This window comes from Rhodococcus sp. MPR-R1B (assembly GCF_058793255.1).
The window spans coordinates 1-14,120 of sequence record NZ_JBXAFO010000014.1; the positions used below are offsets into that span (position 1 = coordinate 1).

At 62.8% G+C, this 14,120-nt stretch carries 13 protein-coding genes and 1 pseudogene; 5 read left to right on the forward strand and 9 right to left on the reverse strand.

The window, feature by feature from the left end:
- Positions 1-136 precede the first annotated feature (136 nt).
- Positions 137-1,138 carry a PHP domain-containing protein gene (locus AC1Q61_RS19535; RefSeq protein WP_003942580.1) on the reverse strand — a complete coding sequence of 334 codons (1,002 nt, stop codon included), beginning with the start codon at positions 1,136-1,138 and terminating at the stop codon, positions 137-139.
- 60 nt (positions 1,139-1,198) lie between these two features.
- Between AC1Q61_RS19535 and AC1Q61_RS19540 the strand changes: the two genes are divergently transcribed.
- Complete coding sequence (locus AC1Q61_RS19540; RefSeq protein ID WP_030537452.1) at positions 1,199-1,609, forward strand: TIGR03668 family PPOX class F420-dependent oxidoreductase; 411 nt, start codon at positions 1,199-1,201, stop codon at positions 1,607-1,609.
- 144 nt (positions 1,610-1,753) lie between these two features.
- Positions 1,754-2,506, forward strand: a complete 753-nt coding sequence (locus AC1Q61_RS19545) for a cyclase family protein (RefSeq protein WP_181992014.1) — start codon at positions 1,754-1,756, stop codon at positions 2,504-2,506.
- Here the strand turns inward: AC1Q61_RS19545 and AC1Q61_RS19550 are convergent.
- The 4 genes from AC1Q61_RS19550 to AC1Q61_RS19565 form a co-directional block, all read right to left on the reverse strand.
- A complete protein-coding gene (locus AC1Q61_RS19550) occupies positions 2,495-4,051 on the reverse strand; it encodes a GGDEF domain-containing protein (protein WP_007729043.1) in 1,557 nt (518 codons plus the stop codon). The two genes, AC1Q61_RS19545 and AC1Q61_RS19550, sit on opposite strands and share 12 nt — an antisense overlap.
- Before the next feature lie 119 nt (positions 4,052-4,170).
- Positions 4,171-5,079, reverse strand: a complete 909-nt coding sequence (locus AC1Q61_RS19555; protein WP_042924326.1) for a metal ABC transporter permease — start codon at positions 5,077-5,079, stop codon at positions 4,171-4,173.
- Positions 5,080-5,082: 3 nt separating this feature from the next.
- A complete protein-coding gene (locus tag AC1Q61_RS19560; RefSeq protein WP_042924323.1) occupies positions 5,083-5,814 on the reverse strand; it encodes a metal ABC transporter ATP-binding protein in 732 nt (243 codons plus the stop codon).
- Positions 5,811-6,737, reverse strand: a complete 927-nt coding sequence (locus tag AC1Q61_RS19565; protein ID WP_007729050.1) for a metal ABC transporter substrate-binding protein — start codon at positions 6,735-6,737, stop codon at positions 5,811-5,813. Before AC1Q61_RS19565 ends, AC1Q61_RS19560 begins: the two co-directional genes overlap by 4 nt.
- Before the next feature lie 77 nt (positions 6,738-6,814).
- On the opposite strand from AC1Q61_RS19565, the gene AC1Q61_RS19570 reads away from it, so the two are divergent.
- The 3 genes and pseudogenes from AC1Q61_RS19570 to AC1Q61_RS19580 all read left to right on the forward strand — a co-directional run.
- Positions 6,815-7,492, forward strand: coding sequence for an SDR family oxidoreductase (locus AC1Q61_RS19570; RefSeq protein WP_007729052.1), 678 nt, complete (start codon positions 6,815-6,817; stop codon positions 7,490-7,492).
- 138 nt (positions 7,493-7,630) lie between these two features.
- On the forward strand, positions 7,631-8,539 hold the full coding sequence (locus AC1Q61_RS19575; protein ID WP_042924322.1) for a TIGR04222 domain-containing membrane protein: 909 nt from the start codon (positions 7,631-7,633) through the stop codon (positions 8,537-8,539).
- Positions 8,540-8,643: 104 nt separating this feature from the next.
- Positions 8,644-9,228, forward strand: a pseudogene (locus AC1Q61_RS19580) (TIGR04222 domain-containing membrane protein); the annotation flags it as partial.
- Between the two features lie 5 nt (positions 9,229-9,233).
- Here AC1Q61_RS19580 and AC1Q61_RS19585 read toward each other — a convergent pair.
- From AC1Q61_RS19585 to AC1Q61_RS19600, 4 genes are read right to left on the reverse strand one after another with little or no spacing between them, the layout of a single operon-like run.
- Entirely contained in the window at positions 9,234-10,475 is a 1,242-nt protein-coding gene (locus AC1Q61_RS19585; RefSeq protein ID WP_252194696.1) for a Glu/Leu/Phe/Val dehydrogenase family protein, read from the reverse strand.
- 24 nt (positions 10,476-10,499) lie between these two features.
- The gene (gene lpdA / locus AC1Q61_RS19590; protein ID WP_230793349.1) at positions 10,500-11,894 is read right to left on the reverse strand and encodes a dihydrolipoyl dehydrogenase; all 1,395 of its coding nucleotides are present in this window, start codon (positions 11,892-11,894) and stop codon (positions 10,500-10,502) included.
- The gene (locus tag AC1Q61_RS19595; protein ID WP_064688076.1) at positions 11,894-13,117 is read right to left on the reverse strand and encodes a dihydrolipoamide acetyltransferase family protein; all 1,224 of its coding nucleotides are present in this window, start codon (positions 13,115-13,117) and stop codon (positions 11,894-11,896) included. Before AC1Q61_RS19595 ends, lpdA begins: the two co-directional genes overlap by 1 nt.
- Complete coding sequence (locus AC1Q61_RS19600; RefSeq protein WP_204855163.1) at positions 13,114-14,118, reverse strand: alpha-ketoacid dehydrogenase subunit beta; 1,005 nt, start codon at positions 14,116-14,118, stop codon at positions 13,114-13,116. The genes AC1Q61_RS19595 and AC1Q61_RS19600 overlap by 4 nt, the downstream gene beginning before the upstream one ends.
- Positions 14,119-14,120 lie beyond the last annotated feature (2 nt).

Here is a 14,120-nt window from a genome sequence, read left to right on the forward strand (position 1 = left end):
ATGGGCACCGATCACCTGCCCTGGTTCATCCCACCACCGGGCATCGACCCCGACCGGAAACCCCGCCGCTCCACCACGCGGATCTGAACCCGGAGGTCACCGAGCACACGCCTCGGTGACCCATTCCGGCATGCTCTCAATTGCCTGCCCACTCCAAAAGATCTTCGGCGGTCCAGGTATTGATCACCCGATCGGCTTCGACACCGCACTTTTCGGCCCGGTCACAGCCGTAGCCCTGCCAAGCCAGCTGACCGGGGGCATGGGCGTCAGTGTCGATGGAGAAAAGACAATCGAGATCGCGGGCCAACTCGATCAAACGCGAAGGCGGGTCACGACGCTCCGGTCGGGAATTGATCTCAACGGCTGTGCCTGATTCGCGGCAGGCCTCGAACACTTTCTCCGCGTCGAACTGCGACTCGGGCCGGGTTCCGCGAGCACCCTCGACAAGACGCCCGGTGCAGTGTCCGAGAATATCGACACGCGGGTTTCGCACTGCAGCAAGCATTCTGCGGGTCATCGCCTCACGCTCGGACCGCAGCTTGGAGTGGACGCTCGCCACCACGATGTCGAGTTCGTCGAGCAGATCGGGATCCTGGTCGAGTGAACCGTCCTCGAGGATGTCCACCTCGATTCCCGTGAGAATGCGGAAGGGAGCCAGTTCGGCATTCAACCCGGCTATCACGTCGAGTTGAGACCGTAGGCGCTCCGCGGACAACCCGTTGGCAACTGTGAGGCGAGGCGAATGGTCGGTGAGGGCGCAGTAGTCATGGCCGAGTGCTGCTGCGCGTCGCATCATCTCTTCGATGGGGCTTCCACCATCGGACCAGTCGGAGTGGGTGTGGAGGTCGCCGCGCAGCGCTTGTCGCAATGGGCTGTCGCCGATGGGCTCAGCCTGCCCCCGCAGTTCCTCGAGATACTCGGGGATGCCGTCGTACGACTGAGCGATAATCGTGGCAGTCTTCGGCCCGATGCCGGTGAGGGCCTTCCAACTGTCGGCTTTCCGGCGAGACTCCTTCTGCTCGTCGGACAATCCTGAAAAGACCTCCGCAGCTCGGCGATAGGCCTTGACGCGGTGCGTTTCAGCGCGTGATCGTTCGAGCCAGTAGGCGATCTCCCGAAGCGCTTCATCCGGTTCCATGAGACCACTGTTCCGTCAGCAGCGGCTCGCGGCAACCCTTGATCCCCTTACGCTGTGAATATGGACGACCCGAGAGCACGATTTGAAGCCGCGCGGGTGGCTCACCTGGCAACGGCAGATGCGGCCGGCGTTCCGCACATCGTGCCGCTGGTATTCGTCTTGGTCGGCGGCACCGTCTATTCCTGTGTCGACCACAAACCGAAAACCACGACCGCTCTTCGCAGGCTCCGGAACATCACCGAGACGGGGCGCGCAAGCCTGCTGGTCGATCATTACGACGACGACTGGTCCGCGCTCTGGTGGGTCCGCGTCGACGGACATGCGGAGGTTCTCGACCCCGGCACCAAGGAGTCCGAGAGCGCGATCGATGCTTTGGCCGCAAAGTATCCGCAGTACGTAGATCACCGACCGCACGGACAGGTGATAGCTGTCCGCGATGTGGAGTGGTCGTCATGGTCCGCAGCAGCCTAAGGTTCTGTCCTAGTGTTCAAGGAGCGAAAGTGATTGCAACACTCTCAATTCGGACAAATTGGCGGGGGATCGATGAAACGACGGCAGTTACTTCAGCGCGCAGCCACAGGTCTGGCGCTGGTAGCGGGACCTCAGGTGATCGACATGGGTAGCAGTTCCGGAAGCAGTCAAGACGCAACAAGCCCGTTGAACGAACAGTTGTCGGTTGTTTCGCTCTCACACGTGAACGACCCGGCGACGACACCGGTTTTTCCAAGCGACCCCGAGTTCACTCTCGACACAGCGGCCACCATCGCAAACGACGGCTACTACCTCCAGTACGTCAAGGAAGGTGAGCACACGGGCACGCATTGGGGCGCACCCGCACACTTCCAGGAAGGCGGCCTCACAGCCGACCAACTCGATCCGGCGGACCTCTTCCTCCCCGCAGTGAAGATCGACATCCGGGACAAGGCTGCCGCCGATTCGGACTATGCGCTCACGGTCGCGGACCTGCAGGAATGGGAAACGCGCAACGGCAAGATCCCCGATGGAGCGGCCGTAGTTCTCTGGACCGGGTGGGAATCGCGCTGGGGTAGCGAAGAATATGCCAACTCCGATGCCGAGGGCGTCACCCACCAGCCCGGCTTCTCGGTGGACGCGGCGCGGTGGCTGATAGACACCGGCCGTTTGGGCACCCGCGGAGCATTGGGAACCGACACGTTCGGTCCCGACCTCGGAAACGACGAAACCTACCCCGTCTCGACAATCCTGTACGACAAGCATCGAATCAGCCTGGAGAACTTGAACAATCTTGCCGCCCTGCCAACCACCGGGGCTAGCATCCTTGTCGGTGGTGCGATCAACAAGGCCGGATCGGGTTCACCGGCAACGATTTTCGCACTACTACGGCGATAACCATTTGCGACGGTCGCCGTAGACAACGACCGCGCCCTTCCCACTTCTCTTCGCCTCGTACATCGCCGCATCGGCCTGGCGAAGAAGAGTGTGCGCGCTGAGCGGTTCGTCCCCGAACTCGAACTGCGCGGACTCGAAATGCGCGACACCAACGCTCGCACCCACCGACACCGATGTGTCTGCAGTCTGATCGGACCTGAGCGCGTCGACGATCCGGCGAGCCACGACGACGGCGTCGTCGATCGTGCCCTGCAGGAGCACTGTGAACTCGTCGCCACCGAATCGGGCGACAAACGCACCCTCGGGAACCGCTTCGCGCAGACGTGCTGTGAGAGCAACCAGTAACCGGTCGCCGGCCGGGTGCCCGTATCGATCGTTGATCTGTTTGAAGTCGTCCAGATCGACAAGCATCAGCACCCAATCGGAGTTCGTCTGGCGATAGTTTTCGATGGCGCTCGCAAAGTGTTCGTCGAACGCGGCCCGGTTTGCAAGCTCGGTGAGTGGGTCGTGATGTGCTCGGTACCTCAGCTCGTCCTGGGCAGCGGAGATCTGTTGGAGGAGCGCGTCGTTCTCGAGGAGCGTGAGTATTTGGCGCACCAGCGCGAGAACCAAAACGCCGACGCCGAGTATCACGACCACGGCATCGAGGTTGCCGACGATCAGCGCCTGAACAGTCACGATCGTCGCGATCACCGCGATCAACAGATACGGCAGCAGCAACTGAGTCCGATCGCTTCGCCACTGCTGTGGCGCGTTGCGGTTCCGAGGCTCGGTTCGCTTCGTCAGCGCCGCCAAGGCGATCAACGGCGGCCCCGCGATGAACCCGGCATCGGCGATCGTCGGCATACTCTCGGCGCCGATCGCCACCAAGTACGCGTACAGGCTGTCCGAAAGGGAGAGCATCACCAACCCGCACCCGAGGAACGTCAGCGGTTCACGGATCTCTGCTACGGCCTTCGGTCCGATGACCATCAGCAAGACCATGGCGATCAGAACGAAGTCGGTGATCGGATACATCACCGCGACAAGAAACCCGAGAGATCCCGTCGGACCGGTATGAACGACGGCGCCCAGGGCCGTCGTCCACGTGAGGATGAACAATCCACCGACAACGACAAGGCCGTCGAGCGTCAGCACGAGCCAGAGATGGATCGGACCGATCGCCTCACGCCGGGGCGACTGACGCACCAACGACAGAAGCGCCGGCACGGCGAACACCGGGAACATGAAGAAACCGATATCCGCGATCGACGGCGACGGAAGTGGAACGTGGAGAACCGAGCGGTAGAACGCCCAGAAGAACATCCCGAGAGTCCAGCCGGCCATACCCAGAGCCATCAGAGTTCGCCAACGACGCTCGACGCCGTGATAGCGCCGCGATGTCCACCAACAGACCGCAGTTGCGGTGGCTCCGCCGACGAGCTGGGCGATATCGTCCACCAGAACCGAAGTTCGTGGGCTGAGCAGCCCGGATCCGGCGAGAGCGATGACCGCGACAACGACGCCGAGAACCAGCCACGTGCGTCGCGCTCGGAACTGCGTCATCGAAGAACCCATCGGTGTTCAAGGCGTCACCACCGATCGTCTTGCAGCCGGCATCGTTGCGGCCGGAATGTTGTGGTGACGAATGCCCGTACGAACCTACCCGATTTGGTAGCGGATTGTTAACTGGACGAACGATCAGGAAGGCTCGTACGCCCCGCGGCGCTGTATTCCGCTCGGGTCCTACGCTGCTGCGAAGTCCATTTCGCGATCACCCCTTGCGAGGGGCTGAACAGGTACACCAGAGCGAACACGATGCCCTGCGTCATGACGACCATGCCACCGGAGGCCGTGTCGAGGTAGTAGCTGACGTAGATACCGGCAATCGCGCAGACTGCGGAAACGACGGGAGCTATCACCAGCATCCGCGAAAACTTGTCGGTGAGGAGGTAGGCCGTCGCGCCGGGGATGATCAGCATCGCCACCACCAGCACGACGCCGACGGCTTGCAACGCCACAACGGACGTGAGTGCGAGGACGCCGAGTAGCAGCGCACCCAGGCGCTTGGGCGAAAGACCTATCGCGTTCGCATGGATCGGGTCGAAGGCGAACAACGTCAGATCACGACGCTTGATCAACAGAATGCTCAACGCCAACGCGCCGAGTATCGCGACCTGCAGGAGATCTGACGAGCTCACCCCCAGCAGGTTGCCGAAAATGATGTGGTTGAGATCGGTCTGGCTGGGGGTCACCGAGATGAGAACCAAACCGAACGCAAAGAGAGTCGTGAAGACGATACCGATCGCGGCGTCTTCCTTGACGCGGCTGGTGTTACGGATCAGTCCGATCAGCGCTACGGCGATCAACCCGAAGATCAAGGCCCCGATCGCAAATGGAGCGCCGACGACGTAAGCGAGGACAACACCCGGCAGCACGGCGTGCGAGACGGCATCGCCCATCAACGACCACCCGATGAGCACCAACCAACAACTGAGCACCGCGCAGACAATCGCTGCCACAACCGCAACGGCCAACGCGCGCACCATGAATCCGTACTGGAGAGGATCAAGTAGGAGTTCTACGAGGTTCATCGATCAGGTCCTGTCCATCACGTCGAGACCGAAAGCCAGGGCGAGGTTTTCCGGTTGCAGCACGGTGTCCGGGTCGGAATGCACCAGGACCTTGCGCATGAGCAGTACCGCCTCGTCGCAGAGTTTCGGCACAGCGTGGAGATCGTGGGTCGAGACCAAGATCGACCGGCCGTCGGAAGCCAACTCTCGTAGCAGCATCGAAATCGTTGCCTCGGAACGCTTGTCGACGCCCGCAAACGGCTCGTCCAGCAACAGTATCGACGCGTCCTGCGCGATGCCGCGTGCGACGAACGCGCGCTTCTTCTGACCACCCGAGAGCTGACCGATCTGACGATCCGCAAATTCGGTGAGTTCCACCCGCTCGAGGGCCTCTGCCACCGCCTCGCGATCTGCACGCCGCGGACGTCGCAAGAACCCGAGGTGGCCGTACCTGCCCATCATCACGACGTCACGGACACTGATCGGGAAGGTCCAGTCGACGTCTTCACTCTGCGGCACGTATCCGACGCGGCCGCTCTTGCGCGCAGTGGCTGCGCCGAGACCGGCGATTCTGACAGAACCGTTGTCCGGCTTGATCATCCCCATGATCACTTTGAACAGAGTCGACTTTCCTGAACCGTTCATGCCGATCAGTCCGCAGACGCTACCCGAGTTCAACGTCAGATCGACGTGGTCCAGTGCGTGGACCTCGCCGTAGTGAACGCTGACGTTTTCGACGCGAATGGCTTCGTTCATGATTTACCGCCGGTCAGACCGCCGAGGATGACGTCGGTGTCGTGGCGAATCATGTCCAGGTAGGTGGGCACGGGACCGTCGGCTTCGGACAGCGAATCGACGTACAGCGTTCCGCCGAACTTCGCGCCGGTCGCCCCGACAACCTGCTGCATGGGGGCATCCGAGACCGTCGACTCGCAGAAGACGGCGGGAACGGAATTGGCTCGGACGAAGTCGATCGCGGCGATGATCTGCTGCGGCGTCGCCTGCTGCTCGGCATTGACCGGCCAGATGTACGCCTCGCTGAGTCCCGCGTCCCTGGCCAGATAGGAGAACGCACCCTCGCAACTGACAAGTGCGCGCTGACCTGCGGGCAATGCCGCCAGGCCACTGACCAGGCCGTCCTGCACTGCTTGCAGTTCCGTCTTGTACTTCGCGCCGTTCTCCGCAAATGCCGAGGCGTTGTCCGGGTCGAGGTCGCTGAAAGCAGTCACCATGTTGTCGACGTAGATCTGTGTATTCAACGGAGACATCCATGCATGCGGATTGGGCTTGCCCGCATACGCGTCGCCGGCGATCGGAATGCCTTCGACGCCGTCGCTGACCACGACGTGTGGCACGTCCAGTCCGTTGACGAATTTCGCGAACCACGCCTCGAGGTTCATGCCGTTGTCGAGGATCAGATCGGCTTCGCTCGCCCGCCGAATGTCTCCGGGCGTCGGCTCGTAGCCGTGAATTTCGGCCCCCGCCTTGGTGATCGACTCGACGCGAAGATGATCGCCGGCAACGTTCTGGGCGATGTCCGACAGCACGGTGAACGTGGTGAGCACCACCGGGCGGTCGTCGTCGGAGCCAGAACTCACCGCAGAACAGCTGGACAGAAGCAGGGCGGCGAGGGCGGCAATTCCCAGGCGGCGGAAGTTCTTCGCGTCGGGTGTCGTCATGGTCGAACTCTAATATGTGGGTAAACAAATACACAAGTTCGTCTCGCCGAACAATCCTCACTCGATAGGCTCGCACCATGCGTCCTACTGCCTTGATCACCGGTTCCAGTCGCGGCCTCGGAGCTGCCATCGCACGCGAACTGGCGCCGACACACGACCTGCTGCTCGGTGCACGATCCGCACAAGCCCTCGAGCCGATCTGCGCCGAACTGCCCGGATCGACGCCCCTACCCCTCGACCTCACGGACTACGACGCCGTCGCCGCCGCCGCCTCGTCCATCACGACGCTCGACGTGCTGGTACACAACGCCGGCGTGGCCGACATCGGAACCATCGAGGAATCCTCGGTCGATCAGTGGCGACGCACCCTCGAGGCAAACGTCATCGCCGTCGCCGAACTCACGCGGGTTCTCCTGCCCGCGCTTCGTGCGGCTGGAGGTCACGTCGTGCTGATCAATTCGGGTGCCGGACTGCGCGCCAACGCCGGTTGGGGCTCGTATGCGGCCAGCAAGTTCGCCCTGCGCGCTTTCGGAGATGCGTTGCGCCTGGAAGAGCCGGCACTGCGGGTCACCTCCATTCACCCCGGACGGATCGACACCGACATGCAGCGCGACATCGTCGCGGGTGAGGGCGACGAGTACGACCCTGAGCGCTTCCTGAAAGCCTCCACTGTGGCGCGTGCCGTACTCACTGCCGTCGAAACACCGTCCGACGCACACCCCACGGAGATCGTGCTTCGACCTACCGGCCGGTAAATCCCCAGTTCGGCGGTAACGGAATGGTGACGATGGCCATCCGGATATCGCTTTTCCGGGCACTGGCCCGATACTGACATCAGTTGTCGGACAAAGAGACTGGACTTGTCTCAGGAGTTCATCGAGAGGTGGTGTGCGATGCATGATCATACGGATACATGGGGGATCCCCAGCCAGACTTTCCTTCAGTGGTACCTGGTGGCGGCTGCCGTCGCGATCGGACTCTCGCTGTACAGCCGAATGACTGCGCGCCGGTCACCGGTGGTCGTCGACGCTGTCCGTCGGCCGCTCACTCCTCCCGAGATCGGTGCCTTGACCAGTGACTACCAAGCGGTGCTGGCGTCGATGGCTATTCTGCGCAGCGCCGAGCTGATCAGCACCGAAGGCAAGACCAAGCTGGCACTCACTGCGGAGGACAAGAATCGTCTCGACTGGTTCACCCGTACGGTGCACAAGCGGCTCGGCAACGGAAAGGTCCCGCTGCGGCAGGTGCGTCTGATGGGACGGCTGAACGTCGCACTCGCACAACTACGTACGACGTTGATCGACGAGGGATATTTGCAACGCCAGCAGGACGGTCTGACCGCTGCCCTTCGGACCGTTCCGATCGTGGCGGTCATTGCTCTCGGCGTAGTCCGTCTCGTCGCCGGAATCGCCGGCGGTAAGCCGGTCGGGTTCCTGCTCCTCACCATCATCGTTCTCGCTCTGATGATTCCACTTCTTCGCATCAAGCGTCGTCGAACAGCTTTGGGAGACAGCGAGCTTCGACGCCTCAAGCACGAAAACTCGTACCTCTCACCGAAACTGCGGCCCGCGTACACGAGCTACGGTCCCTCGCTCGCCGGGCTGTCGGCGGCGCTCTTCGGTGCGGGCGCTCTGGTTCTGATCGATCCGGCGCTGGCGGGAGCGGTAGCTGCGGGCGCCGCGTACAGCCCGGCTGGCGGAAGTTCGAGCTACTACAGTTGTGGCTCCTCATCCGGATCATCCGGCTCGGACGGCGGTGGCGGCAGTGGGAGCAGTTGCGGCGGCGGGGGGTGTGGGGGATGAGCACGCATGCAGCCGACACCTGGGGGATCCCCAGCGAGGATTTCCTCTACGGCTACATAGCCGTTTCGGCCACGCTCATGGTTCTCACTCTGGGGTGGCGTCTGATGATCCGGGCACGCCGGCACGGGTACTCAACCGAGCACGGGTATTCCGCCGAGCAACTGACGCCTCCGGAAGTCGGAATGCTCACCGGCGAGTCACGCGCCATCGCAGCATCATTGGCAATCCTGCGTAGCGCTGACCTGATCACCACCGACGGCGCTGTCCTGCGCCCGTTGGGCCCTGGCGACGAGACCCTGGACTGGTACACCCTCACCGTGTACCAGCGCCTGGCCCAGCAGGCTCTACCCCATCGTCGGCGCCAACTCGCCGAGCGTATGACGGTGGAAACAGCTCGCCTACGAAACTCTTTGGCGGACCGGGGATACCTGACCTCCGACAGCACCAGGCGTTCAATCTTTCTCTCCACAGTTCCGCTGAAGATCCTGGTGGCCGTGGGTATCGTCCGCATTGCTTTCGGACTGCACAACGACAAGCCCGTCGAGTTTCTGATTCTCGCCGTACTCGTCACCGGGTTCAGCATCCCGCTGCTCGGGCTCAACTTCGATCGAACCACCTCTGGCAAGGCGGCACGTTCGGAACTGACCACGGCACACGCCTACCTGTCCCCGCGCAACAAGCCTGCCTTCTCCGCCTACGGACCGCGTTTGGCGGGAATGTCCGCTGCTCTCTTCGCCGGTTCGGCGATGCTGATGATCAATCCCGCCTTGGCCTCCGCCGCCGGAATCGGTGCCGACGGCAGCGGAAGTAGCGGGGGTTCGGACGGTGGCGGTTCAGACGGGGAGGCGGCAGCTGCAGCGGGGGTGGCGGATGTGGCGGCGGCGGTGGATGCGGGGGATAGCCGCGCCCGGGCGAGCATAAGCGCTGCGGCCTCGGTAGTGATGCCACGTTCCTCGCTCAACGAGTACACCTCGTCCAAGGTTCGACCGATCCCGCGGGTTCGTTCGACGACGTCGTCTTCGTTCCACCCCAAGACTTCTCGCCCCACGAGGTGAAAGGCTCCGCCTGCGTTCGCGACGAAATCAGGGGCACAGAGAACCCCGCGGTCTCGCAGAACCTCACCGGCAGCGGCATCGGTCAAGATGTTGTTTGCTGCGCCCGCCACGGCCAGAGTCGGAATCGACGCAGCCGCAGCGGAATCAATGATGCCTCCCATCGCGCAGGGGGCAAAGAGGTCACACGGTGTTCGGAGGACCTCGCCGGCAGGAACGACCGTGTGCCCCGCGAGAGAAGCCGCCTCGAGGCGCTGCGGGTCCGTATCGGCAACCAGCAGACGTGCGCCAGCCTGCGCTGCGAGACGGACGACGTCGCCGCCGACGGCGCCGAGCCCCTGTACCAGTACCGTTCGGCCGTCGAGTGTTCCGAGTCCTCGGCGACGCGCCGTGGCCTTCATCGCTTCGAACACACCCAGAGCGGTGGCGTGCGCGCTGGAACCGGCGCCACCGTTGCCGACCGAACGCCCGAAGACGTATTTGGTGGTGCGGCTGAGCTGATCCATGTCGGAAGAGTTGGTGTTGACGTCAGGACCAGTCCAGTAGTTTCCTTCGAGCTTGTCGATGTTCTCGGCGTGGATGTCGAGGATACGGGTCCAGGTTGCGGCGTCGATCTGATTGCGCGGTGCAGGTAGCGCTATTACCGACTTCCCGCCACCCATCGGCAGATCGGAGACCGCCATCTTCAAAGTCATTGCGCCGGCCAGCTTCCCGGCGTCCGCCAATGCGTGACCGATGGAGGGATAGTGAGCGGCCCGCGTGCCACCCGACGCCGGTCCCAGACGGGTGGAGTCGATTCGAATCACGAAAGTCGTGCCGGTCTCCCGATCATGGCGTGTGACGGTCAGTTCACCGTCCCAGCGCAGTTCGTCGTCGATACTCATTGAATCTCCTTTTCTGTCTCCGGGTCAGTTGTGGGCGTGCAGTGGTGTTCCCGCGAGTGCGAGCATGGCCTCGCCCAACGCTTCGTTCTGACTGGGGTGCGCGTGGATGAAACGCCCCACTTCATCGGGAAGTGCTTCCCAGGCAACGGCCAACTGCGCCTCACCGATCAGTTCGCCGACGCGGTCTCCCACCAGGTGAACTCCGACAACAGGGCCTTTCGTTCCGCTTCGAATCACTTTGATTCCGCCGGTAGTTCGCAGGATCTGACTCTTGCCGTTACCTGCCAGGTCGTAGATGACGGTGGAGACGTCGGCGTACTGCGTGCGCGCCGCCTCTTCGTCGAGTCCGATCGATGCAACTTCGGGATGTGAGTACGTCACGCGAGGAATCAGGTGTTCGGCGACCGGTATCGGATCCTTGCCGGCAATCTGTTCGGCCACAAAGATTCCTTGTTGGAAACCTCGGTGCGCCAACGCAAGACCGGGCACGATGTCGCCGACCGCGTACACACCGTCCACGGACGTACGGAGGCGTTCGTCGGTGACGACAAATCCCTTGTCGAGGCTGATTCCGTTTTCTTCGAAACCGTCACCGTCCGTGCGAGGTCCGCGGCCGACGGCGACCAACAGTAGGTCGGTGTCGAGTTTCGTTCCGTCGCTTAGTTCGATGCGGACGGAATCGGCTGCTTCTTTCGCGGAATCGACCTTTGTGTCTGTCTTACAGACGATTCCACGTTTCCGGTATGCCCGCTCCAGCTGCTTCGACGACCACGGATCCTCGGCGGCGATCAGTCGGGGGAGTGCCTCGACGATCGTTACTTCGGCGCCGAACGAGCGCCAGAGGCTTGCGAACTCGACGCCGATGACACCGCCACCGAGTACCGTTGCGCTGGTGGGCACCCGGTCGAGTTCGAGTGCCTGGTCGCTGGTGACGATCCGTCGGCCGAGTTCGATGCCGGGGAGTTCCCGCGGATACGAGCCGGTGGCCAGAACGAGTGATGTTCCGGTGTAGCGGGTTCCGTCGACGTCGATGCTTCGCCCACCGACATACGTCCCGTATCCGTTGACGATGGTGATCTTGTGTTGCGCCAACAAGCCTTGCAGACCGCTGTACAGCCGCTCGACTGTCCCGTTCTTGTAGTCGTGCACCTGCGCGACGTCGATGCCGGCAAAAGATGCCCGGACACCGAATTGCTCACTGGTGCGTGCCGAATCGGCCACCTCGGCGGAATGCAGCAGTGCCTTGGTCGGGATGCATCCGCGGTGCAGGCACGTTCCGCCGACCTTGTCCGCTTCGATCAGCGTGACCGACAATCCGAGTTGGGCGGCGCGGATGGCGCAGGCATAGCCGCCCGATCCTCCACCGAGGATCACGACGTCGCTGTGGGGTTCTGCAGTTGTCATCGGAGCCTTGGTCATCAGAGCCTTCCCAGGACGCGGATCGGGTTCTCGATGTAGTCACCGAACAGCCTGAGGAATCCGCCGGCTTCGCCTCCGTCACAGACGCGGTGGTCGAAGCTCAACGAGATCTGAGTGACCTTACGAACGGTTAACTCGCCGTTCACGACCCACGGCTTGTCGATGATGCGTCCGATCCCCAGAATTGCCGCCTCGGGGTGATTGATGATCGGAGTCGATCCGTCGACCCCGAATACCCCGTAGTTGTTGAGCGTGAACGTGCCGCCGGTCAGGCGGGCGGGTTCGAGCTTGCCGTCGCGGGCAAGGTCGGTGGTCACCCGAAGTGCCTGTGCGAGTTCGGCAGTGCTAAGCGAATCGGCATTACGAATGACCGGTACCATCAATCCTTTCGGTGTCTGCGCGGCGATCCCCAGGTGGGTGCGGGCGTGTCGAACGATCTCGCCTCGAGCAGTATCGACCGACGAGTTCAGTTCGGGGTACTGCGCCAACGCCGCGATGGTCAGCCGAGCCAGGAGCGCCATCAGGCTGATCTTGTCGGAATCGGGCAGTGACTTGTTGATCTCGGCTCGCGCCGCCAACAGTTCGGTGGCGTCGACGTCGACCCAGGTTGTCGCGTCAGGGATCTCGCGGCGGCTGGTGGACAGCTTGTCGGCAACTACCTTGCGTAGCCCCTTGATCGGAATTCTTTGGTCGGTCGCGTGTGACCTTTCCGTTTCCGGGCCGAAGTTTGCCCCGGCCTCGACGTCGGCGCGCGTGATGACTCCCCCAGCGCCCGATCCGGAAATCGTGGCTAGGTCGATACTGTTGTCAGAGGCCAGTTTACGAACAATCGGCGAGATCACACGTACCGACGGAGCCGCTCTGCGTCGGCGTCTCGGTGCATCCTCGCTGGTGCCGTAGCCGATCAGGACGTTGCCCGAACCGGCGCGTTCCTCTTCGCGGTAGCGCTCGTGGTTGGCCGAAACGACCGCGTCGACACTCTCGCCACCACTCACAGTGATCAGCGGTGTGCCCACCTTCAGGGTGTCCCCGTCTTTGCCGTGTAGTTCGATCACGGTCCCGGCGAACGGGATGGGCACATCCACAGCAGCTTTCGCGGTCTCGACCTCGACGACGATCTGATCGATGGTGACCACGTCGCCGACCTTGACGTGCCACTCCGCGATGTCAGCCTCGGCCAGACCTTCACCCAGATCGGGGAGCATGAATACCTGATTGCTCATGCCGTCACCGCCCAACGGGTGTCCGGGGCGTCGTTCCACTGCAGACGGTCGACGGCGTCCAGGACCCGGTCGACGCTGGGCAGGTGGTGACGCTCGAGCTTGGGAGCGGGGTAGGGGATGTCGAAGCCGCTGACCCGGAGCACCGGGGCATGGAGATGGTGGAAGCACCGTTCCTGCACGCGGGCAGCAATTTCTGCACCCACACCGGCAAAACCTTGCGCTTCCTGGATGACGATGCAGCGTCCGGTCTTTCGCACCGATGCGGTGACCGTCTCGTCGTCGAACGGCACTATCGAGCGGATGTCGATCACCTCGATGTCCCGGCCCTCGGCTGCAGCGGCCTCGGCGGACCTCAGTGCAACATCCACGGACGGACCGTAGGCGATGAGCGTCGCGTCACGGCCGGGGCGACGGACGACGGCGCGAACGATCGGCTCACGTGCGGTCAGTTCGACATCTGCTCGCGCGAAGTACAGCTTCTTGGGCTCGAGGAAGATCACGGGGTCGGGGTCCTCGATTGCCGAACGTAGCAGCGAGTACGCATCTTCCACCGTGGACGGCGCCACAACCTTCAGTCCGGGTGTGTGCGCATAGTAGCCCTCACTGGAATCACAGTGATGCTCCACCCCGCCGATACCGCCGGCAAAAGGAACACGAATGACTATCGGAATCGACAGCGCGCCCTTGGTGCGGTTGCGGATCTTCGCCACATGGGAGGCGATCTGCTCGAACGCCGGATAGGCAAACGCGTCGAACTGCATTTCCACGACCGGACGAAAACCGGCCATGGCCATGCCGATTGCGAATCCGATGATGCCGGACTCGGCGAGGGGAGTGTCGAAGCATCGGTCGTCGCCGAAGTCGCGGGTGAGGCCGTCGGTGACGCGGAAAACGCCGCCCAGGGTGCCGACGTCCTCACCGAAGACGACAACGTTGTCGTCCGCAGCCAGAGAGTCGCGTAGCGCGGTGTTGAGGGCCTGAGCCATCGTGAGCATGGGCATGG

Coding starts and splice junctions, on each gene's coding strand:
- AC1Q61_RS19570 (WP_007729052.1), top strand. CDS start 6,815: ATGCGTCCTACTGCCTTGATCACCGGTTCCAGTCGCGGCCTCGGAGCT.
- lpdA (WP_230793349.1), bottom strand. CDS start 11,894: ATGACCAAGGCTCCGATGACAACTGCAGAACCCCACAGCGACGTCGTG.
- AC1Q61_RS19545 (WP_181992014.1), top strand. CDS start 1,754: ATGGGTAGCAGTTCCGGAAGCAGTCAAGACGCAACAAGCCCGTTGAAC.
- AC1Q61_RS19575 (WP_042924322.1), top strand. CDS start 7,631: ATGCATGATCATACGGATACATGGGGGATCCCCAGCCAGACTTTCCTT.
- AC1Q61_RS19565 (WP_007729050.1), bottom strand. CDS start 6,737: ATGACGACACCCGACGCGAAGAACTTCCGCCGCCTGGGAATTGCCGCC.
- AC1Q61_RS19555 (WP_042924326.1), bottom strand. CDS start 5,079: ATGAACCTCGTAGAACTCCTACTTGATCCTCTCCAGTACGGATTCATG.
- AC1Q61_RS19595 (WP_064688076.1), bottom strand. CDS start 13,117: ATGAGCAATCAGGTATTCATGCTCCCCGATCTGGGTGAAGGTCTGGCC.
- AC1Q61_RS19560 (WP_042924323.1), bottom strand. CDS start 5,814: ATGAACGAAGCCATTCGCGTCGAAAACGTCAGCGTTCACTACGGCGAG.
- AC1Q61_RS19535 (WP_003942580.1), bottom strand. CDS start 1,138: ATGGAACCGGATGAAGCGCTTCGGGAGATCGCCTACTGGCTCGAACGA.
- AC1Q61_RS19585 (WP_252194696.1), bottom strand. CDS start 10,475: ATGAGTATCGACGACGAACTGCGCTGGGACGGTGAACTGACCGTCACA.
- AC1Q61_RS19550 (WP_007729043.1), bottom strand. CDS start 4,051: ATGACGCAGTTCCGAGCGCGACGCACGTGGCTGGTTCTCGGCGTCGTT.
- AC1Q61_RS19600 (WP_204855163.1), bottom strand. CDS start 14,118: ATGCCCATGCTCACGATGGCTCAGGCCCTCAACACCGCGCTACGCGAC.
- AC1Q61_RS19540 (WP_030537452.1), top strand. CDS start 1,199: ATGGACGACCCGAGAGCACGATTTGAAGCCGCGCGGGTGGCTCACCTG.